We start from the raw sequence: 23,608 nt of genomic DNA on the forward strand, positions 1-23,608 counted from the left end.
CAGCGCCCGATGCAGCCGCCCGGGGCGACGTGCCATCATGGCGGCCGGGTCAGACGGGCTCGTAGTCCTCGACGATGCGCACGCTGTCGATCAGCCAGTCACCGTCCTGGCGGACCAGGTCGAACTCGGCCACGCCGCTGATGCGCGTGCCCTCCTGGTCGGTGAACTCCTCGTAGGCCTGGACCGTCGCGGCGTCACCGTCGACGGTGACATCGCGGATCTCGATCTCATCCTCGGAGACGTCGCGGGGGTGTTCCGCTTCGACGTCCTCGCACGTGACGCCGTTCTCCTCGCGGTAGCGATCCGTGACCGAGTCCAGATAGCCCTGGCAGTCCCGGGTCTCCCACGCCTCGTAGTAGTTCTCGACCGTGTCCTGCGGGGTCGCGCGCAGCAGCAGGGCCCACACCAGCACGGCCGCGATGATCAGGGCGATGCCGGCGACTGCCAGCGCCGAGCAGCCGCCCACGATCCACCACACCCGTCGACGGCTGCCGCCTCGGCCACCGGCCGCCGGCACGGCCGGCCCACCCGGCGTCGCCGGCGGCGGGCCGTAGGGGCTCCCGGGCATCGTCATGCCTGGAGCGTACCGGCCGGGACGGGAGCGCACGTGGAGTTCGAGCCCCGCCGTGACGATCGATAGGCTGATCCCGGGTGCGGCCGCGCCCGGAATCATCATGCGAGGGAGAACCATGACTCAGGGGTACGGACCACAGGGGAACGACTGGCAGCAGCCGGCCCAGCCACCGGGACAGCAGCCGCCGTGGGGCCAGCCCTCACCCGCCTCCCAGCCGCAGAATTCCCAGCAGCCCCAGTGGGGTCAGCCCACGCCGGCCCCTGAGCCGCAGCCGGGCCAGGAGCAGCCCGGCCAGCAGCCGCCCTCCTGGAGCCAGGCGCCCAGCGCCTTCGGCTCCCCGGCCGGGGGCTACCCGGGCGGGGCCGGCTCCGGCGGGCCGTCGGCAAGCGCCGCGTCCGATCCCGGCAAGCGCGACCTGGCCACGAAGATCGGTCTGGGGATGGTCATCACTGCGGTGCTGGTCTTCCTGGTGCGTCTCGGGCTGCCGATCGGCACGTTCCTCGCCGGCGCCTCCGGCAGCATGGCGGCCACGAACCCCGATGACATCTCGGTCGCAGCGGGGCTGTCCGGGCTGGGGATGATCGTGGTGGCAGTGCTCAATCTGCTGCTCTCCCTCGTCCTGCTGGCACTGGCCATCGTGGCCGCCATCCAGTTCAGCGGCCGCGGCCGGATCGGCGCGATCGTCGTGATCGCGACCATCGTGCTGTCCGTCCCCCTCTCGTGGATCCTGGGCTTCATCGCCGGCTTCGTCGGTGCACTGATCAGCGGTGGCGACCTCACGGGCTCCGCCTACTACGCGATCGCCGGCACCGTCGAGGCGGTGCGGGTGCTGGTGGTCGGTGCCCTGCTGATCGCCGGTTCCGTCATCGTGCAGCGGTGGGGCAAGCAGAGCGCCTGAGCCCGTATCGGCCCCGGCGGCAGCATCAGGGCCCCAGCAGCAGGGTGCTGTCGCCGGTGGTCACGAGCGCGCGTCCCGCGCCGACAGGATGGATGGCGTCGACCTCCCGGTCCACCACCGATTCGTGGGTGACCTCGCCGGTGGCGGCGTCGAGGATCCGCAGCCGCTGCGCTCCGCGGGGGTCCAGCGCACGGGTCCGCTCGAGAGGGTCGAGCACCACTGCGGTGGACGCCTCGAGCGACCCGCGGACCCCGTCGCCCGTGGGTGAGGACGGCTGCGTCCACAGGTTCGTCCCGTCGGCGGTGTCGTAGGCCAGCAGCTGGCCCTGGTCGTTGGTGACGACCATCCGCGCGCCGTCGATGCCGATCCGGGTGGTGAAGGGCGCGACCTGCTCGAGCCCGTCGCCCCCGGGCGCGGTCCAGGCCGCGCGCTGCTGGGAGGCGACCAGTTCGCCGGCGACGTCGGATCCGTCCTCCGTTCCCGTGGCGATCACGCGACCCCGGTCCAGTCGCACGCGCCAGTCGCCGGCCGGTGACGGCTCGGATTCCCACAGCACCTCCCCGTCGCGGTATGCGGTCGCGGTCAGTGCACCGTCGTCCCCGGAGCAGACCGTCAGCACCACCGGCTCGGGCTCGACCAGCCCGTCCGCCGCGTCGGGCGCCGCGCCGGTCGCGGCGATCCGGCAGTCCGCCTCGGGTGCGGCGAGCACCTGGCCGACGGGGAACCCGGTCTCCGGGTCGAGCTGGACCCAGCCCTGCGCCGGATCGAAGCGCAGCGGCACCGCGGGGAGGATTCCCGTGGCCCGCACCGCATCGAGCAGGTCGGGGCTCTCGGAGGAGCGGGCGGCGACCTCCACGGCGGCGGGGTCGCTGCCGCGCGCCTCCCCCGACGCCGAGAGGGCCCACACGGCCTCGGCCGGGTCGTCGGCGGTCACGTCGTGGGCCTCGAGGTAACAGGCCGCCGCGACCCCGTCGCAGTAGCGCACCACCAGGAGGTCCCCGCTCAGCGCGAGGGGCGCACCGTCCACCGTGGCCTCCTCGACCGGCGGCGCATCGGCCGAGAGGGTGAGCACCCGCGTGGTCGTCCCGGTGGTGTGCACGAGGCGGCTGCCGTCGGCGCTGAGGGCGACGACGTCCTCCGGGGCCGCCTCCACGGTCTCGACCCGGGTGCCGCTGAGCAGCTCGGCGGTGCCCTCGGCCCGCCGCACCAGCACGGGCGCGTCGACGCCCGGGACCGAATGCACCCGGTCCCCCTCGGCGAGCGCGTCGATGCTCGCCGACGCGCGGGCCTCGAGTGATCCGACCCGGGTCGAGAGCACGGCCGGCACGGTGAGCGCGCCGGCCACCAGCACGGCCAGAGCTGCGGCGAGCAGCACGCGCGGACGACGCAGCCGGGGCAGACGCTCCGGTGACGGGAGAGGCACGGCGAAGACGGCGGCCGCCACCGCGGCGCCGGCCAGGACTCCTGCGGCCAGGCGCAGCGCCCCGACCAGGACATGGGCACCGAGAAGCGCACAGATCCCCGCGAGCGCCAGCAGCACCACCGCCACCCCGAGCGCGGTGGCGGCATCAGTGCCCTGCTCGTCGGGCGGCTCCGTCGCGGGCTGCCCGGCGAGCTGGGGGTGCTCCGGCTCGCCGGTCACGGGGCGCTCACCGCGGCGCCCCGTAGTAGGTGCCGGTGGTCTCCTCCCGCAGCGCCTCGAACTCGCCGTCGCGGAGGGAGGCGCGGATCCGGTCGACCAGGCGCACCACGAAACGCTCGTTGTGGATGGTGCACAGCGTCGCCGAGAGCATCTCCTTGGCGCGGAAGAGGTGGTGGATGTACGCGGCGGTGTAGTGGGTGCAGGTGTAGCAGTCGCAGGTCTCGTCGATCGGCGCGAACTGGCGGCGGTACCTCGAGCCCGTGAGGTTCACACGGCCGGTGGCGGTGTAGACGGCGCTGTTGCGCGCCACGCGCGAGGGCGAGACGCAGTCGAAGGTGTCGGCGCCCGCGGCGATCGCGACGAACAGGTCGTCGACCTCGCTGATGCCCAGCAGGTGGCGCGGCTTGTCCTCGGGCAGCTCGTCGGTGACCCAGCCGACGATGGTCGCGAGGTTCTCCTTCTCCAGCGCTCCGCCGATGCCGAAGCCGTCGAAGGACCAGCCCTCGACATCCATCGCGCCGAGGTCGCGGGCGGCCTGCCGCCGCAGGTCCTCGTACTGGGCGCCCTGGATGACGCCCCACAGCTGCTGGTAGGGCCGGTGTGTGCGCTCGGCAGTGAGACGGGCGTGCTCGGCGAGGCAGCGCAGCGCCCACAGCCGGGTTCGCTCCAGCGCCTGCTCCTGGTAGCGGCGGGAGTTCATCAGCGTGGTCAGTTCGTCGAAGGCGAACATGATGTCCGCCCCCAGGCCGTGCTGGATCTGCATGGAGATCTCGGGGGTGAATCGGTGCGTGTCGCCGTTGATGAAGGAGCGGAAGGTGACGCCGTCGTCGTCGACGTGGGCCAGACGCTCCTTCCCCGCCGCGACGTCGTCGTCCTCCCCCGACGCGGTCCGCGCCGTCTCGCCGCCGGAGAACTCGCTGGAGAGCACCTTCTTGAATCCGGCGCCGAGACTCATCACCTGGAACCCGCCGGAGTCGGTGTAGGTGGGTCCGGGCCAGTTCATGAAGGCGCCCAGGCCGCCGGCCTCGTCGATCAGCTCGTGGCCGGGCTGGAGGTAGAGGTGATAGGCGTTGGCCAGCAGCGCCTGCGCGCCGAGCTCGTCCATCGTCTCGGGCAGCACCGCCTTGACCGTCGCCTTGGTGCCGACGGGCACGAACGCGGGAGTCTCGATCGTGCCGTGCGGTGTCTCGAGCACGCCGGCACGCGCTGCGCCCTCCGCGCGGGCGGTGATCTCGAAGTGCGTCTCGGCGGGAGCGGGAAGCTGTGCGGTCACCGGGACATGGTGCCACGGCGCCCCGGGCGTCCCGGGGCCCGCTGCGGCGCCCGGCGCGGATCACGCCGGTGCGCGCGCTCAGAAGCCGTCGCCGGATCGACTAGTATCCATCCGCAGCGATACGACGCCGGGACGGTCCGGGGCGGCCGGTCGGCACGCCACCGCGGAAGGGGATCACGATCAGCTCGCCCAGCGATCCCCCGACCCCGCGTCGCGGTGGCCGGCGAGCCCGCCCGCTGAGCGAGGAGGAGCTGGCCCGCCAACGCGCGATCGCCGACGCGCTGGCCGCCGAGGCCGCGGCGAAGGAGGCCGCGGCGAACGGCGACGGGCACCGGGGAGAGGAGCGGCCCGCCGCAGTCCCGGTCGACGATCTCGAGGACTGGCTCCAGGATCCGGCGCCGATGTCGGCAGAGCTCCCGTCGGCGGATCCCGCACCCGCCTCGGACCTCTCGGAGTGGACCACCGGCCCCCTGCCCTCGGAGACCTCCTCGCTGGAGGACTGGCTGCAGGGCCCCATCGAGCTGCACGCCGAGCGGGAGGCGGAGGACGCCTGGTCCACCGCGGGCTCGGTCTCCGGGACCTGGCAGCCCTACGGTCAGAGCGCCCGCTCGCGCACTCAGCAGGCAGGCCCCGCCGGTGCCGCCGCCCCCGCCCCGTCGGACGTCCCCTCGGCCCCGGCCGGCGCCGAGCCCACCCGGACCGGCGGGACCGAAGCCGGAGAACCCACCGAGACCCCGCGCTCGAGGCCCGCTTTCCGCCGTGAGCTGCACGGGCTGCGCGCGGTCGCCCTGGGTCTGGTCGCGATCTACCACATCTGGCTCGGCCGGGTCTCCGGCGGCGTCGACGTCTTCCTGTTCCTCTCGGCCTTCTTCCTCACCGGCACCTTCGTGCGCCGTCTCGAGAGCGGCCGGCCGCTGGCGATCCCGCGCTACTGGCTGCACACCTTCAAACGGCTGATGCCGCCCGCAGCGGTGACGATCCTGCTGACCCTCGGCGGCACCGCCGCCTTGCTGCCCTCCTCGCTGTGGCCGACGGTGATGCAGGAGGCCGTGGCCTCCGCGGCGTACGTGCAGAACGCGCTGCTGGTGTTCCTGCAGGTCGATTACCACGCCCGGGACGCGGGCGGGGCCTCGCCGCTGCAGCACTTCTGGTCCCTCAGCGTCCAGGGGCAGGCGTTCGTGGTGTGGCCGCTGCTGTTCCTGCTCGTGCTGCGCCGGGCACGGCGCGGCAGGCCCGTGCGCCGCCCGCTCGCGGCCGTGCTGCTGCTGATCGGCGCGGCCTCGCTGACCTGGTCGGTCCTGTCCACCCAGTCCCAGCAGCAGATCGCCTACTTCGACACCGCGGCGAGGCTGTGGGAGTTCGCCGCCGGGTCGCTGCTCGCCGTCGCGCTGCCGGCCCTGGATCGTGTCACCGGGGCGACGCGCCCCGAGGACGGGCAGTTCCCGCGCCTGGGCGCCCTGCGCGCGCTGGCCGGCTGGGCGGGCATCGCGGGGCTGCTGGCCGTCGGCCTGGTGCTGGATGTCTCGACCATGTTCCCCGGCTGGATCGCGATCGTGCCGCTGGCCGCGGCGGCCGTCGTGGTGGTCGCCGGGTACTCCGGCCGGCGCTGGGGTGTGGATGCGCTGCTCTCCACACGCCCCGCCGCCTTCGTCGGCGACATCTCCTACGCGCTGTATCTCCTGCACTGGCCGGTGCTGGTGATGTGGCTGCACTACAGCGGTCAGGACCGCGCCGGACTGCTGGACGGGCTCGCGGTCCTCGCCGGCGCGATCCTGCTCGCCTGGCTCGTGACCCGGATGGTCGATGCCCCGGTGCGCCGCTCACGGTGGCTCGAGGCGCGGCCGTGGCGGGCACTGACCGCGGTCGCCGCCAGCTTCGCGCTGGTACTCGCGGGCGCGGGCGGCTGGTGGCTGGCGCTGGATCAGGGCCGCAGCCAGGAGCCGACGGCCGCGGCCACCACCGAGGTCCCCGCCGAGATCCTCCCCCACGGCTACCAGCTCGGCTCCCAGTGGCCGGATCTCCCGGAGCCCTGCGCCGGCCCCTGGGAGCCGAGCAGCGAGCACCACAACGTGCGCTGTCAGCAGCTGCTGCCGGCGGACGCGGAGCCGACGGGCACGATCGTGGTGGTCGGCAGTTCGCACTCCCGTCAGTTCATCCCGGCGCTGATCCCCTACGCCCAGGAGCACGATCTGCAGGTCGTGAACCTCTCCATGGACGGCTGTCCGTTCATCGTGGGAGAGCCGCGCGGGGCCTACTGCCGTGGCTACGAGGACTATGCGCTGGCCTACATCGACCGGGTCTCCCCCGATACCGTGCTGACCGCACTGACCCAGACCAGCGCCGAGGAGCAGGAGGTCATGCCTGCTGGGAAGGAAGCGGCCGTGCAGGCGCTGCTGGATCGCGGGATCGACGTGCTCGGGGTCCGCGACACCCCCCGCTGGGAGCACGACCAGTACCAGTGCGCGGAAGCGATCATCGAGGGCGGCGGCGCCCCGGCCGACGCCGACGAGGCCTGCGGCGCCGACGTCGGGACCAAGCTCGCCCCCGAGAACCCCGCCGCCTCGCTGGCCGAGCTCACGCCCGGGACGGAGGAGCCGAGCGACGGGAGCGAGGGGGGTGACCCGACGGAGCCGGCAGAGGTCATCATGCTCGACTTCACCCCGGAGATCTGCCCCGACGGCCGCTGCCCACCCGTGCTCGGCGAGTCCTACGTCTACATGGACGACAGCCACCTCACGCGCACGTTCGTCGAAGGGGTGCTGGTGGCGCCCATGACACGGCAGCTCGAGGAGCAGGCCACCGCACCCTGACCGTGAGAACATGTGCGGAATGTGGACCGACGTGATCCCCGGGGTGCTCGTCGCCGCCGCGCTGTTCGTGATCCCGGGAGCGGCGGTGCTGCTGTGCTGCCGCGCCGCCGTGCCGACCGCGCTGGTGGGAGCGCCGGCGGTCTCGCTCGGCGTGATCGCCCTCTCGGCGCTGGCAGCAGGAGCCCTCGACGCGTTCTGGCACGTGACGTGGGTCGTCGGCGCGACGCTCGTCTGCGCGGCGGCGTGCGCGCTGTGGTTCTGGGCGACGCCGTGGGGACGCCGTACCCCGACCTGGTCGATCCTGCCCGGGACCGCCGCGCTGCAGTACCTGGGCGGCCAGGTCATCGCCTCGGTGTTCATGGTGCCGCTGTACTTGAGCGTGTTCGTCGAGCCGAGCACGATCGCCCAGCGCTTCGACAACGCCTTCCACCTCAACGCGATCGAGGCGATCCAGCGCACCGGGGAGGCGACCCCGTTCGCGACCGGCGCACTGCTGCGCGGCTCGATCTACCCCAATGGCTGGCACACTGCCGCCGCGCTGGTCCAGGACCTCAGCGGCCTCGACCTGGCCCCGGCCGTGCATTCCCTCGCCCTCATCACGGTGCTCGCGGCGTGGCCGATGAGCATGTGGCTGCTGCTCGAGGTGCTGGTGCGGCCTTCTCCCGCGGTCCGGCTGCTGTGCGGTCCGCTGCTGCTCGCCTTCCCCGGGTTCCCACTGGTGCTGATCGATTGGGGACTGGTCTACCCCACCATCCTCGGTCTCGCCGTCGTCCCTGCGCTCTCCGCCGCCCTGCTCCACATGGTGCTGCGGCGCACCCTGCTCACGGCGCCCGTCCAGACCTGCCTGATCGTGGTCCTGTCCGGGATCGGTGCAGGCATGGCCCACCCCGGTGGCACCCTGGCAGGGCTGATCCTGGTGCTGCCCATTCCCGCTGTGCTCCTGGCGCGCCACCTGGAGGCGATGCTGCGGGCTCCGCGCGACGAGGTCGACGCCGGGGCACGTCATCTCGACCCGTCCCGGGACCGCGGGGCGAGGACGCGCGCCGATGTGGTCTGGGCCGTGCTGCTCGGCGCCGTCTGCGCGGCGATCGTCCTGCTGTGGCTGACGCTCACCCCCTCGACCGCGACCGCTCCCTGGGATCCGTTCCAGTCGAGCCCGCAGGCGATCGGGGAGGCCTTGGTCGGCGGCGCGATGGGACGGCCGACGCTTCTCGTGGTGTCCCTCCTGTGCGGGATCGGGCTCGTCGGTGCGCTGGTCAGCAGGGCGCGCGGCGGCCGGGATCGGCTGGTGCCGCTGGCCCTGATCGGCCCCGCCGCCGTGTACTGGGCCTCCTCGGCCTCCACGGACGACTTCTGGCGCGATCTGCTCTCCGGCTACCTCTATCGCGACAACTTCCGCACGGCCGCCGCGCTCACTCTGGCGGCGGTGCCCGTGGCAGCGATGGGGCTGGAGATCCTGGCCCGCGGGGTCCGACGCGCCGTGGACGGCCTGGCCGGGGATTCCGGGCGCGGCCCGGCTCGAGTGCTCTCCTCCACCGCGGCCGCCGTGATCGTCGGTCTCCTCGGCTCGACGGCCCTGGCATGGCACGTCTCCGGGAACGAGCAGGTCCGCGCGCAGTTCGACCACGCCTCGGACGCGTATCGCACGTGGGAGACCTCCGATCTGGTCTCCGAGGACGAGTTCCGCATGTTCGAGGAGCTGCCGGATCATGTCGAGGAGGACGGGTACGTCATCGCCGATCCCTGGGAGGGGGGCGGCCTGGTCTACGCCTTCGCCGACCGCGATGTGAGCCGGTTGTACATGACGGTGCGCCGGAGCCCGGAGGAGAAGTACCTCGATGCGAACTTCGAGGACGTCGCCACGGATCCGAGGGTCTGCGAGGCGCTGCCGGAGGACCGGCCGCTGTACTACCTCGACCTCGATGACCATCGGCTGGGCAGGGACGATCCCGCCGTGTCCGGCTATCTCGGCTACCAGGACATCACCGAGGACACCCCGGGCTTCGATCTCGTGCACGCCGTCGGCGAGGTGCGCCTCTACGAAGTCGACGCCTGCTGATCCTGAGTCCACGAGGATCCTCCGCTCGATGGTTCAATGAACGAATGACCCCCTCCTCCTCCCTCTCCTCCGTCGCCCCGTCCCGGCCCGCCCGCGCCGCCGCCCTCGACCTCGGGGAGTTCGTCACCGCCTCCCCGTCGAGCTACCACGCCGCGGCGGAGGCGGCCCGCCGGCTCGAAGCGGGGGGCTTCACCCGCCTGGAGGAGACGGCCGCCTGGAGCGCCGAGGACGTGATCGGCGACCGCTACGTCATCCGTGACGGCTCGATCATCGCGTGGTCCGCGGCCGACGGCACCGACGTCGACACGCCATGGCGGATCGTCGGCTCCCACACCGATTCCCCCGCGCTGAAGCTGAAGCCGGACCCGCAGCTGGGTGCCGAGCGTCTGGCCCAGGCCGGCGTGGAGGTCTACGGCGGCCCGCTGCTGAACTCGTGGCTGGACCGGGAGCTGCGACTGGCCGGGCGACTCGCCCTGACCGACGGCTCCACCGTGCTCGTGCAGACCTCGCCCATCCTGCGGATCCCGCAGCTGGCGGTGCACCTGGACCGCGCCGTGAACACCGATGGGCTCCGGCTCGACCCCCAGCGGCACATGCAGCCGATCCTCGGCCTGGGCCCGCTGAACGTGCTCGACGTGCTGCTCCAGCACGCACGGGCCGACGGCCATCGGCTCCACCTCGAGGACATCGTCGGCTTCGACGTGGTCACCGTGGACGCCCAGCCGCCCGCCCTGTTCGGCGCCCGCGAGGAGTTCCTCGCCTCGGCGAGGCTGGACAATCTCACCTCCGTGCACGCCGAGACGGAGGCCCTGCTCACCACCGCCCGGGAGCATCGGGGGTTCGCTGCGGACCACGAGGCGCCGATCGCGCTGATGGTCGCCAACGACCACGAGGAGGTCGGCTCCGCCAGCCGCTCCGGCGCCGCCGGCCCCTTCCTCGAGGACGTGCTGGTGCGCATGCACGCCGCCATCGGCGGGGACGAGGCCTCCCGTCGTCGCGCCTTCGCCTCCTCCATGGTGCTCTCGGCCGATGCCGGCCACGCCGCCCACCCCAATTACCCCGAGCGCCACGACCCCGTTTCCCGCCCGCGCCTGGGCGAGGGTCCGATCCTGAAGATCAACGCCCAGCAGCGGTACGCGACCGACGGCGTCGGCATCGCCGCCTTCGCCGCCGCCTGCTCGCACGCGGGGATCCCGTACCAGCAGTTCGTCTCGAACAACGCCATGCCGTGCGGCTCGACGATCGGCCCGATCACGGCCACCCGGCTGGGCATGACCACCGTCGACGTGGGCATCACCCTGCTGTCCATGCACTCCGCGAGGGAGATGTGCGCGAGCACCGACCCGCTGCTGCTGCAGCAGGCGTGCGCCGCGTTCCTGCGCGGCTGAGACCGCCCCTGCCCGATGACTGCACCCGCGATCACCAGCGCCTCCCGGGAGGCTCCCGCCGCCACCCACGCCGGCCGCTTCCGCCCCGAACTGCACGGACTGCGCGGCCTCGCGATCGGCCTTGTCGTCCTCTACCACGTGTTCTTCGACCGGGTCTCCGGCGGGGTGGACGTGTTCCTCTTCCTCTCCGCGTTCCTGCTGGTGGGCACCTTCCTGCGCAAGGTCGACCGCGGTGAGCCCGCGCGCCCGGCGGCGTACTGGGCGCGCACGTTCAAGCGTCTGCTGCCGCCGACGGCGGTGGTGTCCCTGGCCACGCTCGGCGGCGTGTACCTCCTCCTGCCGCCGGAGCGCTGGATGCCGGCGCTCACCGACGCGATCGGTTCGCTGCTGCACGTGGAGAACTGGGTGCTGGTCCAGCGCGGGGTGGACTACTACGCGGCCGACGACTCCGGCAGCTCGCCCTTCCAGCACTTCTGGTCCCTGTCGATCCAGGGCCAGGTGTTCCTGCTGTGGCCGCTGCTGATCGCCGCGGCCGTGCTGGTCGCGCGCCGGCTGGGCCGCTCGCCGCGGACCGTGCTCGCCGTCGTGTTCTCCCTCGTGCTGGTGGCCTCCTTCGCCTGGTCGGTGCATTCCACGGCGACCCAGCAGGAGGTCGCCTACTTCGATACCGCGGCGCGCCTGTGGGAGTTCGCCGCGGGGTCCCTGCTGGGACTCGCCCTGCCGCAATGGGAGCAGTGGCGGGCACGACGCACGGCCCGCGGGTCCCACCGGGCCGGGGGCCCGGCGCCGGAGCGCACCGCGGTGTGGGTGCTCGCCGGCTGGGTCGGGATCATCGCGCTGGTCGCCTGCGGCCTACTGGTCGACGTGCAGGGGGCGTTCCCGGGCTGGATCGCCGCCTGGCCGCTGGCCGCCGCCGGGCTGGTCCTGGTCTCCGGAACCACCGGGCACCGGTTCGGCGTGGACCGCGTGCTCTCGACCCGGCCCGCCGCGTGGCTGGGAGACGTCTCCTACGGCCTCTACCTGGTGCACTGGCCGCTGCTGGCGCTGTACCTGGCGACGACCGGAAAGCCCCGCGCCGGGATCGCCGACGGGCTCGCGCTGATCCTCGCCTCGCTGCTGCTGGCCTGGCTGCTGACCCGTCTGGTCGACGCCCCGATCCGGCGCTGGCCCTGGGCCGGCGCCCGGCCGTGGCGCGCCGGGCTGGTCGCCGCGACCTGCCTGGTCCTCGGCCTCGCCCCGGTGGCCGGCGCGCAGCAGTACCTGCTGGGCCAGCAGCGCGAGGCGGAGGCCCGGGCCGTGGCGGACAATCCCGGTGCGCGGGTGCTCGAGCCCGACTACACCCCGCATCCCGATGCGGACCCCGATGCCGAGGTTCTGCCCACGGCCGCCCTGGCGAGCAAGGACTGGGTTAGCGGTGAGGAGAAGTGCACGGGCGATCTGGCCCCTGCCGCCGGGGAGGCGGAGCAGCTCGATGCCGCCTGCCGCGTGGTCCCCGGTGATCCCGGCGAGCCCGTGCTCGTCTCCGTCGGGGACTCCCGGATGGAGCAGTTCTCCGCCTCCCTCATCGCGCTCGCCCAGAAGCACGGGTGGACGGTGGTGACGCTCTGGAAGGGCGGGTGCACCTACGCCCCCTACACCTCCCTCTCCGCCGAGTGCGACGCCTTCGGGGACGCCGCCCACGAGTACCTCCTGCGCACGCAGCCCGAGGCAGTCGCCGCGGCCACCACCGCCTACGGCCGCGACGGCAGCGAGAGCGTGCTCGAGGGCACCGATCGAGCCGTCTCGGAGCTCACCGGTGCGGGCAGCGCCGTGATCGCGGTGCGCGCCCTGCCGCGGCTAGAGGTCGACCCCGCGGCGTGCGTCGCCGAGCACGGCGCCGATGCCTCCGAGTGCGCTCGCCCGCTGCCCGCACCGCTGGCCGAGGACCGTCCGGACGCCGCCCTCCTGGAGGCGGCCGGCGAGGAGGTCCACGCCGTGGATCCGAACCCGCTGGTCTGTCCCGAGCAGGTATGCACCCCGGTGGTCGGCAACGTGCTGGTCTCCCTGGACCGCGACCACCTCACGGGCACCTACGCGGAGTCCATGCAGACCGGCATCGACGCCCAGCTGCGGGACGCGGGCTTCTCATGGTGAGCGCACGAGAGCCGTCCCTGCCGCCCCGCCACCTGGCGCGGGGTCGCCGTCGTGCCACCGCGGCCGCGGCGCCGGCCGCAGCACCGCCGCCGCCCACCGGCGGTCACCGCCCGGAGCTGCACGGGCTGCGCGGCCTCGCCATCGCCCTGGTGGTGCTCTACCACGTCTTCTTCGACCGGGTCTCCGGGGGCGTGGACGTCTTCCTGTTCATCTCGGCCTTCTTCCTGACCGGCACGTTCATGCGGCGCCTGGAGTCAGGGCGGCCGACGGCGCCGCTGGCCTACTGGGCGCGCACCTTCAAGCGGCTGCTGCCGCCGGCCGCGGTGGTGATCCTGGCGACCCTTGCCGCGGTGCGGCTGTTCTTGCCGGCGAGCACCTGGATGCCGGCGATCAACGACGCGATCGCCTCGATCCTGCAGGTCCAGAACTGGCTGCTGATCCACCGCGGCACGGACTACGAGGCCGCCGCGACCGTGGCCACCTCCCCGCTTCAGCACTTCTGGTCACTGTCCATCCAGGGTCAGGTGTTCCTGCTGTGGCCGGTGCTGTTCGCCCTGTGCGCCGGGCTCGCCCGCGTTCTGCACCGCTCCCCGCGCACGGTGGTGGCCGTCCTGTTCGGGGCCATCGCGCTGGGGTCGTTCGGATGGTCGCTGTACTCCACGGCCGTCCAGCAGCCCACGGCCTACTTCGACACCACCGCCCGCCTGTGGGAGTTCGCGGCCGGAGCGCTGCTCGCCCTGCTGCCCGCGGCCCGGGGCACAGGGGGCCTCGCCTCCGACCGGCCCACCCCCGCCGGCCGGCGCCGGCCTGCCCGGCTGTCCGTCCCCGCCCGGGTGGCGCTGGGCTGGGCCGGCCTGGCGGTGCTGATCTCCACCGGAGCCCTGATCGACGGCCGCTCGATGTTCCCGGGCTGGATCGCGGCCGTCCCCCTGCTCGGGGCGTCCGGCGTGTTCATGGCGGGCGTCAGCGGCTCCCGGTTCGGAGCGGACCGCGTGCTGACCTCCCCTCCTTTCCGATTCCTCGGCGACGTCAGCTACGGGCTCTACCTCATCCACTGGCCCATCCTCGCGATCGCCCTCGCGGCCACCGGGCGGGAGCACGCCGGATTCGTGCTCGGTCCCACCATCATCGCGGCCAGCCTGATCCTCGCCTACGGCCTGACCCGGCTGGTGGACTCGCCGATCCGGGGCTGGCGGTGGGCGAACCTCAGCCCGCTGCGCTCCGGCGGGATCGCCGTGACGGTGCTGGTGCTGGGCCTCGCGCCCAGCGTCGGCGCCCACGTCGCGCTCGAGCGCGCCGCGGATGAGGCCGAGCGACGCGCCGTGGCCGACAACCCCGGCGGGAGGGTGCTCGAGCCCGGCTACGAGCAGCATCCCGACGCAGACCCCGACGCGGCTCCCCTGCCGTCGGCCGCGACGCTGAAGCAGGACTGGGAGCACCTGGAAGAAGGATGCTCGGGGCGGTTCGCCCCGGCGGACGACGCGGTCGCGGAGAGCTGCCGGATGACCGCCGGCCCCGAGGACGGCCCGGTGATCGTGGCGGTCGGCAACTCGCGGCTCGCCCAGCATGCGGTCTCGCTCTCGGAGCCTGCGCGCGAGAACGGGTGGCGCCTGATCATCCTGCGCCGGCCCAGCTGCATCTTCACCCCGGGCATCGAGTCCTACAAGGGTCCCGACTGCGATGCGCACAACCTCGCCGCGATGGACTACATCCGCGAGCTCCAGCCGGAGGCGGTCGCCGTCGCCACCACGACCGTCCCGCACGAGGGCCCCGAGGTCGTCACCCCGGTGGTCGAGGACACCGTGCCGCAGCTGCTGGACGAGGGCTTCGACGTGATCGCCCTGCGCGATGGGGCGCGACTGGAGGAGGATCCCGTGGCGTGCCTGGAGGCCGGTGGCAGCGAGGAGGAGTGCACCCAGCAGCTCGATCCCGCCGAGATGCCGCCGGAGCGACCCGATGCTGCGGTGCTCGAGGAGCTCTCCGCTCGCGGCGATCTCTACCCGGTGGACGTCCAGCCGCTGATGTGTCCCGAGGGCAGCTGCCCTCCGCTGATCGGGAACATGCACGTGATGTTCGATGAGGACCACGCCACGGCGACCTACATGGCATCGCTCGGCGGTTCGGTCGACGCGCAGCTGCAGGAGGCCGGCTTCACCTGGTGACCGCATCGACCGGCGCACGGCGGGTCGGGGTCAGCCGCGCTGCGCGATCTCCTCGATCACGCTCGCCGCCCGACGCGCCCGCGCCACGGTCTCGTGGTCCGGGCCGTGGACCCGCCTGGTGTCCTTGAAGAGCTGGTCGACCTGGTAGAGCGCGTCCTCGAGCTGCCCGGCCTCCGCGGTGGCCTCGGCCAGCTCGGCGCGCAGCTTGATCGCCTCCGGGCTGAGGGGGTCGCCGGATTCGAGCAGCTCGAGCAGGCGGAGAGTGGCGTCGTGGACGCGCTGCTGCGGTGTGCTCATCGGGACTCCTCGTGGGGCGTGGTCGGGCGCGGGCACGATCCTACGGCGCTGCGACCCCATCACCCACCACGCCCGTCGGCCACCGCACTGCCCGTCAGCCACCGCACGGCCCGTCGGGCAGAATGAGTCCGTGCCGGTCGTGAGTCCGCACCGGTCCCGTGACGCTGGAGGAATGCATGAACGACGCGACCACTCTGCCCGTGCTGGTTCCGGCTCCCGCCGGCAGCGCCACCGAGCTGATCGCGCGTCTGCGGGAGATGGGTCTGAGCGTCGACCACTCCCCGTTCCTCGAGCTGCGCGCCCAGCGCGACACCGACACCCGCCGCGCCGTCGAAGCCCTGGCGGCGGGCCGCTTCGCGCACCTGGTGGTCGACAGCCGCCGCGCCGCGGAGGTCCTCGCCTCCTACGACGGCTCCACTGACTCCCGTCACGAGGTCACCTTCGCCGTCCCCGAGGGCGTGGCAGTGACCGCCGTCGGCCAGGAGACCGCCACGGCCCTGCGCGAGCTGGGCGTGTTCGCGGCCCGGGTCGCCGCCGACTCCGACGCGGCGATCGCCCGCGACCTGCCGGAGGCGTCCACGGCCGGCGAGTCCCTGCTGCTGGTGTGCGGCGCCGCGACTGACGCGTCGGTGCGCCCCGCTCTCGAGGCGAAGGGCTATACGGTGACCCAGGCCACCGCGTACCGGCCCCGCAGCGTGAGCCTGGACGCACAGCTGGTCCGGGACCTGCGGCTGCGCGGCTACGGCGCACTCGCCCTGACCACGCCGATGCTGGCCTCGCTCGCCGGTCACCTGGGCATCCACAGGGACATTCGCGTGCTCACGCGCGATGCCGCGGTCACCGCGGCGGCCGAGGCTCGGGGACTGGTGGTCCACGGCGAGGCGACGGAGCCCACCGAGGCGAGCCTCGCCGAGGCCGTGCGGCGGGCTCTGGCAGTAGTCTGATCACGACATGGAGATCAATCCTTACGAGTCGCGTCTGCGCATGCTGCAGCAGTTCGACGGCGTGCAGATGCAGCGCGAGGCGACTCCCGACGAGGAGACCGCCGGCTGCCCGGGATGTCCGTACTTCTGGACCTGCCCGGTACCCCACCGCGGCGAAGAGGTGAAGGCTCCGGCCCAGATCGAGCTCGAGGACGTGCGGGACTCGCTGGGCCCGCGCACGGAGTACCGGCCGCGCGACGAGTCCGACGTCGGCTGGACCGACACGTGGGTCGACGAGAACGGCCACCGGATCGAGGACGAGGCGCTGGCCAGCATCGAGCTCGCCGAGGACCACGTCGAGACGACCGACCTCGAGGACGACCCCGCCGAGCTCGCTGACGTCGCCCTGGGCGAGGACGGCGCAGACGACGACGCCGGTGCGGACGCGGCCGACACTGCCCGCCACGAGCCCACACTCCGCCGTTTCCGCTGGAATCCCTTCCGCCGACGCCGCTGATCCGGCCTCCTGTGATCATTGAGCTGTCCTCATCGAGGCCAGCCCACCGAAAGCTCACACGCGATGTCGCGATGCAGAGCGTCGGGAGCCGGCCGCAGCCGACAGTGGTGTTGCTAACGTTGAGGCGTGCTTCCCTCACCCACACCGCGGCTCCGGTTCCGCCGGATGACGAGTGAGGATCTGGACGACATGGCGGCCCTCCTCGGGGACCCCGTCGTGATGCACTACTACCCCGCGCCCAAGTCTCGGGGTGAGGCTCTCGCGTGGATCGAGTGGAACCGACGGAACTACGCAGACCATGGTCACGGCCTCTGGGTGATCGAGACGGTGGACGGCGGTTTCGTCGGCGACTGCGGACTCACGTGGCAGCGCGTGAACGGCGAGCAGAAGCTCGAAGTGGGGTACCACGTTCGCAGTGGCCTCCACGGTCTCGGCTACGCCACCGAAGCCGCAGCCGCCTGCCGCGATGTCGCCCGAGACAGCACTGACACTGCCGAGCTGGTCGCGATAGTCCATCCTGACAATCGTGCCTCGCAGCGAGTGGCGGAGAAGATCGGGATGAAGCGCGTCGACGACGACCACGGTGGCCCGCTTCCTGCTCGGCACGTGTTCAGTATGAGGCTGTGAACCCAGGATCGGACGTCGTAGGGTTCACAGATGATCGAGTGGCACGTCTTCCTGCCGGCGGCCGTGGCGATGGCGTCGATCCCTGGCGCCAATCAGGTGCTCGGACTGCGCAACGCCGCCGTCGTCGGCGCCCGGTACGCCGCGGCGGGAGTGGCCGGCCGCTTCGCCGCCTTCGCCGTGCTGGCCCTGCTCGTCGTCGTGGGGCTCGGCGCGGTTCTCGCGCGGTCGGCGGTCGCCTTCGAGGTCCTGCGCTGGGCGGGCGTCGTCTATCTGGTCTGGCTCGGCGTGAGCACCATCAGGAACGCCGGGGCGGGAGAGCGACACCCCGACCTCCGATGCGAGGAACGCGGCGCCGTGGCGGCGCGGCGGGAGTTCATCACAGCACTGACCAACCCCAAGGCGCTCCTGCTGTTCGCGTCCTTCCTCCCCCAGTTCATGCCGACGTCTGCTCCCGCGTCGCTGCTTCTCGTCCTCGCCGCGGTCTACGTCGGGGTGGAGGCGCTGGCGGCTGCCGCCTACATCGCGGCCGGGTCCGCCATGCGCCGACCGTCCGGCGAGCTGCGACGTCCTCGTCGCCGCCTCGATCAGGTCGCCGGGGCCTCGTTCCTCGGATTCGGCGCGTACCTCGCCACCTCGCACCGTCCCTGAGCGGGAACTCCCCGACTACACACCGGCGAGCCGGCGGTGAGGCTCGGCAGGCAGCTCGACTCCGATCCCCTCGCCGGGGCGGACCGTGCCGCCGCAGGCCACGACGCCCATGACTCCCGCGAGCTTGTGCACCTGGCCCGACTCGTCCTTGCGGACCACCTGCTTGAGCAGTCCCGGCTGGAAGGCGTCGATCTGCCAGCATGGATTCCGCAAGCCGGTGACCTCGATGATCGCCTCCGCGACGTGCAGACGGGTCCCGACGGGCAGACTGAGCAGATCGATGCCTGCGGTGGTGATGTTCTCGCCCAGCTGCCCCGAGGCGACGTGGTGCCCCTCGGCGGCGAGCTGCTCGAGGAGTTCTCCGTGGATGAGGTGCACCTGCCGCAGATTCGGCTGGCCCGGGTCACGGGCGACCCTGCTGCGGTGCTTGACGGTCCGTCCCGAATGCACATCCCCCGCGACGCCGACTCCCTCGAGGAGCTGGATCTCGGGAACCGGGGTCTTGCTGAACGTGTGTGCCGCGCTGAGGTGGACTGACTCGACCGTCGGACTCATGCGGCCACGATCGCAGCACGGAGCCTGCCGGGACAGAGACGGTCAGGGACAGAGACTGGTCCGGGGCGCCGGCAGGAGCTGCATTCGCCCCCGGCCCTATGGACCTCAGCTCGAGGCGGCAGTCCCCTTGTGCTGCTCACGCATGGCCAGGCGAGCGATCGTGGCGTCGGACACGGTGTGGGGAGCGGTGCTGCCGGCCGGCGCCGAACCGGTGGCTGCAGTCGGTGCCCCGCCCCTCGGCACGCCCGCGCTCGCGAGGGTGTCGGCGTCCGTCAGCGTCGGCGGGACGGTGCGGTCCACGCGCATCCAGCCGGCCGGCATCACGTCGTCCTCCGCGCTCTCGTCGGCGTCGGCCGGTTCCCGCGCGGAGGAGATGTCGATGCCGAAGATGGTGTGGAAGGCCTCGACGTAGGCGTCGGCGAAGCCGGTCTCGGCGAGGTGGCGGGCGCGCTCGGCGGGCTGATGCATAACCTTGGCGAGGATCTTGCGGACGCTGCGCTCGAGCTGGTCCGCGGTCTCGCCGGAGACCTCGCGGCGCAGGCGATCGACCTCGTCATCGGCGGCCTCGGAGACCTCACGGCGCAGGGCCGCCATCGCCGGGTCGATGCGGCGCACCTGCTGCTGGGTGCGGAAGGCCTCGACGTTCTCCTCGACGATCTGGCGGGCGGTGACCAGCGCAGGGTCGTCGCTCGCCTCCACGCCCACCGCGAGATCGGACAGGCCGAGCACGGTGACGCCCTTGAGGTGCGGGACCAGCGGGTGCAGGTCGGAGTGCAGGGCAAGATCCAGCACGACAGTGCGGCCGGCGGCCAGGAACTGCTCGGGGAACAGCGAGGTGCCGCGCCCGGAGGCGGCCAGCACGAGGTCCGCCTCGCGCAGCGCGCGGTCGATCCCGTCGGCCGGGACCATGGCGGCCCCGTGGCGCTCGGCGAAGCCGGTCTCGCGGCCGGAGGGCGAGTACACCTGCAGATCCCTCACGCCCCGGCGCGCGAGCTCGGCCAGGCCCAGACGCGCGTAGGCGCCGGTGCCGACGATCAGCACCGTCCGCCCCTCGAAGCCGCCCAGCTCGACGCCGGCGCGGTCCAGCGCGACCGCCGCCCCGGAGCGGCCGGCGGCGCCGACCGGAGCCTGGGTGGCGACCTGCTTGGCGCAGCGGAAGGCGTGCTGGAACAGGTCGTGAAGCATCGAGGTGGTGCGCCCGGCGCGGCGCGCGGCCTCGAAGGACTGGCGCACCTGGCCGGTGATCTCCGCCTCGCCGACCACGAGGGAGCGCAGCCCGGAGGCGACCTCGTAGAGGTGCCGCGGCACCGGGGTGTCCATCGCGGCGTCGAAGCAGAGGGTGACCACCTCGCGGTCCAGCCCGCTGGTGCGGGCGACGGCGTCGATGACGAGGTCCACGCCCTCGTGGAAGAGGTCGGTGTCGAGGTAGACCTCGAGGCGGTTGCAGGTGCTCACGGCCACGTGGCCGGAGATGACGGGGGCGGCGCCGACGGCCTCGGCCCGCTCGGCCTGCAGCTGGTCGATCACCGCGGGAAGGGTCTCTGCACCACGGGTGAGGGCGTCCAGCACATCGAGGTCGAGGTGCTCGTGGGTGGCGCGGAGAGCAGCGAGCATGCAGCCAGTCTAGGCCTGCTCCAGGGCGTGCACGACGCTCCCGGGAATGATGTGCACAATAGTTGCGTCATGACACAGAACAGCACGTCAGAGCCCACTTTTGCCGACAGCGCGTCAGATACCTCGCCCGGCGCGTCAGAAACCGGGAACACCGCAGGCAGCGACGCTGTTGTTCCCCCCGATACCTCCCCTCTCACGCCCGCTGCGGCGCTCGAACAGCTACCGTCGCGGCACCCCGCCCGCCATCCGGTGGCCGACGGCGGTGTGGCCGACGCCGCCCTGCTGCGCGAGCTCAGAGGTGAGCGAGGCGACACCCGCCCCAGCGTGTGGTTCATGCGACAGGCCGGCCGCTCCCTGCCCGAGTACCGGGCTCTGCGCGAGGGCACCACGATGCTCGATGCCTGCGTGCGCCCCGACATGGCCGCCGAGATCACCGTCCAGCCCGTGCGGCGCCACCGGGTCGATGCCGGCGTGTTCTTCTCCGACATCGTCGTGCCCGCGCGGCTCGCGGGGCTGGGCGTGGAGATCCGGCCCGGCGTCGGCCCCGTCTTCGACCACCCGATCCGCACCGAGGCCGACGTCGACGCGCTGCCGGATCTCGGGGACGCCTACGAGGCGGCGCTGGAGCCGATCCGCGAGGCGGTGCGCCTGACCGTCGCCGAGCTGGGCACCACGCCGCTGATCGGCTTCGCCGGCGCCCCGTTCACCGTGGCCAGCTACATGGTCGAGGGCGGCCCCAGCCGCGACCACCTGCGCACCCGCGCCCTGATGCGCGGCCGGCCCGAGGTGTGGGCGAAGCTCGCCGCGTGGGTCGCCGAGCTCTCGGGCCGCTTCCTGCGCGCCCAGGTCCTCGCCGGCGCCTCCGCCGTCCAGCTGTTCGATTCGTGGGTGGGGGCGCTCGGAGCCGACATGTACCGCACCCACGTCCAGGAGCACTCGGCCGCGGCCCTCGCCCGCATCGCCGACCTGCCGGTGCCGCGCATCCACTTCGGCGTCGGCGCCTCGCATCTGCTCACGCCCATGCTCGAGGCGGGGGCGAGCGTGATGGGCGTCGATCACCGTCTGCGCCTGGACGAGGCGCTCGAGATCCTCCCGGCCGGCACGCCCGTCCAGGGCAACATCGATCCCGCCGTGCTGTTCACCTCCGAGCAGGCCCGCTTCGCCGAGGCCCGCGCCGTGCTCGCGGCCGGCTCCGGCGCCAGCGGACACGTCGTCAACCTCGGCCACGGCGTCCCCCCGGACGCGGACCCGCAGGTGCTCACCGACCTGGTCAGCTTCCTGCACGAGCAGCGGCCATGAGCGGATCCACCCTCGTCGTCGGCGGCGGCCTCGCAGGGCTGCTCGCCGCCGTGCGCCACCAGCGCGCCGGACGCCGGGTGGTGCTGGTCGAGGCCGCGGACACCGTCGGCGGGGCGATCGCCGCCACCGAGGTCGCCGGCGTCCCCCTCAGCGCCGGCGCGGAGGCGTACTCGACCGGCTCCGGCGCGGTCGACGGCCTGGTCGGCGAGCTCGGGCTGGCCGAGCAGGTCGTGGCCCCGAGGGAGGGGCTCGGCAGCCGGGTGGTCTCCGACGCCGGGGTCCACCGGGCCCCGGCCACCGCCCTGCTCGGCATCCCGGCCCGGCCCCTGGCGGCCGACGTCCGTGCCGTGCTCGGCCTCGCCGGGTCCCTGCGCGCGAGCCTCGAGCGTCTCCTGCCCGCCTCCTACGGCAACCGGCCCGGGGCCACCGTGGCCACGCTGGTGCGCAAGCGGCTGGGACCCAGAGTGCTCGAGCGGCTGGTCGCCCCCGTCGTCGGCGGGGTGCATTCGGCCGATCCGGCCACCCTCGAGTTCGCCGCCGCGTCCCCTCAGCTCGCGGCGGGCCTCGTGCGGCACGGCTCCCTGACCCGCGCCGTCGCCCGCCTGCGCGGCGGGTCCACGCAGAGCGCCGGCACCCGCGTGCACTCCCTGACGCCGACCATGGCCGTCCTGCCCGAGGCTCTGCGCGAGCGGATCCTCGCCGCCGGGGGCTTCCTGCGCACCGGTGTCGAGGTCTCGGCGCTCGAGCGCACCGCCACCACCTGGACCGTGCGCACCTCCCGCGGGGAGAGCCTCGAGGCGGACCACCTCGTCCTCGCCTGCCCGCCGGACACCACCCGTCAGCTGCTGGCCGGTGCCGCCCCCGAGGTCGCCGCCGCCATCCCGCAGGCCCCGTCGGCCGCGGTCCGACTGGTCGCCCTGGTGCTGGATGCGCCGGCCCTGGACGACTTCCCCTCCGGGACCGGCGCACTGGTCGCGCCCGGCACGGCCGGGATCCGCGCGAAGGCCCTGACCCACGCGACCGCCAAGTGGGAGCATGTGCGCGCCCTCGCCCGCGAAGCCCTGCCGTCGGCCGCCTCCCCGCACGTGGTGCGGCTCTCCTACGGGCGGCCCGGCGAGCAGCTCCCGGATCCGGAGACCATCGTGGATCTGGCCCTGGCCGACGCCTCCCGGATCCTCGGCGCTCCCCTGACCCGGGAGCAGCTGCTGGGCTCACGTGTGATCGACTGGGACCGTGCCATGCGGCAGTCGCTGCCCGGTCACCGTGCCGCCCTCGATGCACTCCCCGATCTGCTCGCGGCCCTCGCGGACGGACCCACCCTCGAACTCGTCGGCTCCTGGCGGGCCGGCACCGGCATCGACGCGATCGTGCGTGCCGACTCCTCCGCCTCCTCTGCACCGGAAGGACACTCCTGATGACCGAGACCCACCACCCCGCGCCCGCCACGGCGCCCGCCGATCCGTCCGACCCCGCCCAGGTCACCCGGTACACGAGCTACACGGTCTTCCGTCGGCTCGCCGGGCTCACCGAGGACGGCGAGGTCACCGCCGAGCAGATCACCGCGGCCCTGGGCGAGACCGTCCAGCTCATGGAATCCGCCCACGAGAGCGGCGTGGAGATCCTGGGCTTCTACGACGCCTCCGGCTTCCGCGCCGAGGACGACCTCCTGCTGTGGATGGCCGCCGACCGGCCCGAGGCGCTGCAGGCCGCGCTGCGCGAGTTCGAGACCTCCCTGCCGGGGACCTGGCTGAACCGCGAGTGGGCCTCCGTCGGCGTCCACCGCCAGGCCGAGTTCGCCCGCGCCCACGTCCCCTCCTTCATGGTCCCCAGCGCCGAGCGCAAGCAGTGGATCAGCGTCTACCCCTTCGTGCGCAGCTACGAGTGGTACCTGCTGGAGGATGACAAGCGCCGCGAGATGCTCATCGAGCACGGCAAGCTCGGCCGCGACTTCCCGCAGGTGGGTGCCAACACCGTCGCCGCCTTCGCGCTCGGCGACTACGAGTGGCTGCTCTCCTTCGAGGCCGACGACCTCCACGACCTGGTCGACATGATGCGCCACCTGCGCTATTCCGAGGCCCGCCTGCACGTGCGCAATGAGCTGCCCTTCCACACCGGTCGCCGCCTCGCAGCGCTCGAGGACGTCGCCGCCCTGCTGGCCTGAATCTCCCAGATCCGCTCCACCCGTTCCC

At 73.0% G+C, this 23,608-nt stretch carries 19 protein-coding genes; 13 read left to right on the forward strand and 6 right to left on the reverse strand.

The window, feature by feature from the left end; translation table 11 throughout:
• Positions 1-49: 49 nt before the first annotated feature.
• Positions 50-574: an Rv0361 family membrane protein gene (locus AC5020_RS03655; RefSeq protein WP_464987264.1), complete on the reverse strand. Its 525-nt coding sequence runs from the start codon at positions 572-574 to the stop codon at positions 50-52.
• Between the two features lie 115 nt (positions 575-689).
• Between AC5020_RS03655 and AC5020_RS03660 the strand changes: the two genes are divergently transcribed.
• Positions 690-1,472, forward strand: a complete 783-nt coding sequence (locus AC5020_RS03660; RefSeq protein WP_377018349.1) for a hypothetical protein — start codon at positions 690-692, stop codon at positions 1,470-1,472.
• A gap of 25 nt (positions 1,473-1,497) precedes the next feature.
• Here AC5020_RS03660 and AC5020_RS03665 read toward each other — a convergent pair whose 3' ends face one another.
• Complete coding sequence (locus tag AC5020_RS03665; protein WP_377018350.1) at positions 1,498-3,114, reverse strand: outer membrane protein assembly factor BamB family protein; 1,617 nt, start codon at positions 3,112-3,114, stop codon at positions 1,498-1,500.
• 7 nt (positions 3,115-3,121) lie between these two features.
• Entirely contained in the window at positions 3,122-4,387 is a 1,266-nt protein-coding gene (tgt, locus tag AC5020_RS03670; protein WP_464987265.1) for a tRNA guanosine(34) transglycosylase Tgt, read from the reverse strand.
• 401 nt (positions 4,388-4,788) lie between these two features.
• On the opposite strand from tgt, the gene AC5020_RS03675 reads away from it, so the two are divergent.
• Genes AC5020_RS03675 through AC5020_RS03695 form a run of 5 tightly spaced genes read left to right on the forward strand, consistent with a single transcriptional unit; the run spans position 4,789 to position 14,939 of the window.
• Positions 4,789-7,197, forward strand: coding sequence for an acyltransferase family protein (locus tag AC5020_RS03675; RefSeq protein WP_464987266.1), 2,409 nt, complete (start codon positions 4,789-4,791; stop codon positions 7,195-7,197).
• Positions 7,198-7,207: 10 nt separating this feature from the next.
• Positions 7,208-9,256 (forward strand): DUF6541 family protein, encoded by a 2,049-nt coding sequence (locus tag AC5020_RS03680; RefSeq protein WP_464987267.1) that lies wholly within the window; start codon positions 7,208-7,210, stop codon positions 9,254-9,256.
• Positions 9,257-9,300: 44 nt separating this feature from the next.
• Positions 9,301-10,644: a M18 family aminopeptidase gene (locus tag AC5020_RS03685; protein ID WP_464987268.1), complete on the forward strand. Its 1,344-nt coding sequence runs from the start codon at positions 9,301-9,303 to the stop codon at positions 10,642-10,644.
• Between the two features lie 15 nt (positions 10,645-10,659).
• Entirely contained in the window at positions 10,660-12,777 is a 2,118-nt protein-coding gene (locus AC5020_RS03690) for an acyltransferase family protein (protein WP_464987269.1), read from the forward strand.
• The gene (locus tag AC5020_RS03695; RefSeq protein WP_464987270.1) at positions 12,771-14,939 is read left to right on the forward strand and encodes an acyltransferase family protein; all 2,169 of its coding nucleotides are present in this window, start codon (positions 12,771-12,773) and stop codon (positions 14,937-14,939) included. The genes AC5020_RS03690 and AC5020_RS03695 overlap by 7 nt, the downstream gene beginning before the upstream one ends.
• 30 nt (positions 14,940-14,969) lie before the next feature.
• Here AC5020_RS03695 and AC5020_RS03700 read toward each other — a convergent pair whose 3' ends face one another.
• Complete coding sequence (locus tag AC5020_RS03700; RefSeq protein ID WP_464987271.1) at positions 14,970-15,236, reverse strand: hypothetical protein; 267 nt, start codon at positions 15,234-15,236, stop codon at positions 14,970-14,972.
• A gap of 176 nt (positions 15,237-15,412) precedes the next feature.
• Here AC5020_RS03700 and AC5020_RS03705 point away from each other — a divergent pair, with 176 nt between their 5' ends.
• The 4 genes from AC5020_RS03705 to AC5020_RS03720 all read left to right on the forward strand — a co-directional run bounded on the left by AC5020_RS03705 (position 15,413) and on the right by AC5020_RS03720 (position 17,951).
• Positions 15,413-16,180, forward strand: coding sequence for a uroporphyrinogen-III synthase (locus AC5020_RS03705; RefSeq protein ID WP_464987272.1), 768 nt, complete (start codon positions 15,413-15,415; stop codon positions 16,178-16,180).
• Positions 16,181-16,187: 7 nt separating this feature from the next.
• Positions 16,188-16,676 carry a hypothetical protein gene (locus AC5020_RS03710; RefSeq protein ID WP_464987273.1) on the forward strand — a complete coding sequence of 163 codons (489 nt, stop codon included), beginning with the start codon at positions 16,188-16,190 and terminating at the stop codon, positions 16,674-16,676.
• 126 nt (positions 16,677-16,802) lie between these two features.
• Positions 16,803-17,303, forward strand: a complete 501-nt coding sequence (locus AC5020_RS03715) for a GNAT family N-acetyltransferase (protein ID WP_464987274.1) — start codon at positions 16,803-16,805, stop codon at positions 17,301-17,303.
• A gap of 30 nt (positions 17,304-17,333) precedes the next feature.
• Entirely contained in the window at positions 17,334-17,951 is a 618-nt protein-coding gene (locus tag AC5020_RS03720; protein ID WP_464987275.1) for a LysE family translocator, read from the forward strand.
• A 15-nt stretch (positions 17,952-17,966) separates the two neighbouring features.
• On the opposite strand, the gene AC5020_RS03725 is transcribed toward AC5020_RS03720, so the two are convergent.
• The gene (locus AC5020_RS03725; RefSeq protein ID WP_464987276.1) at positions 17,967-18,506 is read right to left on the reverse strand and encodes an MOSC domain-containing protein; all 540 of its coding nucleotides are present in this window, start codon (positions 18,504-18,506) and stop codon (positions 17,967-17,969) included.
• Positions 18,507-18,611: 105 nt separating this feature from the next.
• A complete protein-coding gene (locus AC5020_RS03730; RefSeq protein ID WP_464987277.1) occupies positions 18,612-20,120 on the reverse strand; it encodes a glutamyl-tRNA reductase in 1,509 nt (502 codons plus the stop codon).
• Positions 20,121-20,384: 264 nt separating this feature from the next.
• Here AC5020_RS03730 and hemE point away from each other — a divergent pair, with 264 nt between their 5' ends.
• The 3 genes from hemE to hemQ are packed head-to-tail and all read left to right on the forward strand — an operon-like array spanning position 20,385 to position 23,580.
• Positions 20,385-21,419 carry a uroporphyrinogen decarboxylase gene (gene hemE / locus AC5020_RS03735; protein WP_464987278.1) on the forward strand — a complete coding sequence of 345 codons (1,035 nt, stop codon included), beginning with the start codon at positions 20,385-20,387 and terminating at the stop codon, positions 21,417-21,419.
• Entirely contained in the window at positions 21,416-22,834 is a 1,419-nt protein-coding gene (gene hemG / locus AC5020_RS03740) for a protoporphyrinogen oxidase (protein ID WP_464987279.1), read from the forward strand. The genes hemE and hemG overlap by 4 nt, the downstream gene beginning before the upstream one ends.
• Complete coding sequence (hemQ, locus tag AC5020_RS03745) at positions 22,834-23,580, forward strand: hydrogen peroxide-dependent heme synthase (protein ID WP_377018362.1); 747 nt, start codon at positions 22,834-22,836, stop codon at positions 23,578-23,580. The genes hemG and hemQ overlap by 1 nt, the downstream gene beginning before the upstream one ends.
• Positions 23,581-23,608 lie beyond the last annotated feature (28 nt).

The sequence above is a fragment of the Brachybacterium sp. SYSU DS0246 genome (assembly GCF_059391765.1).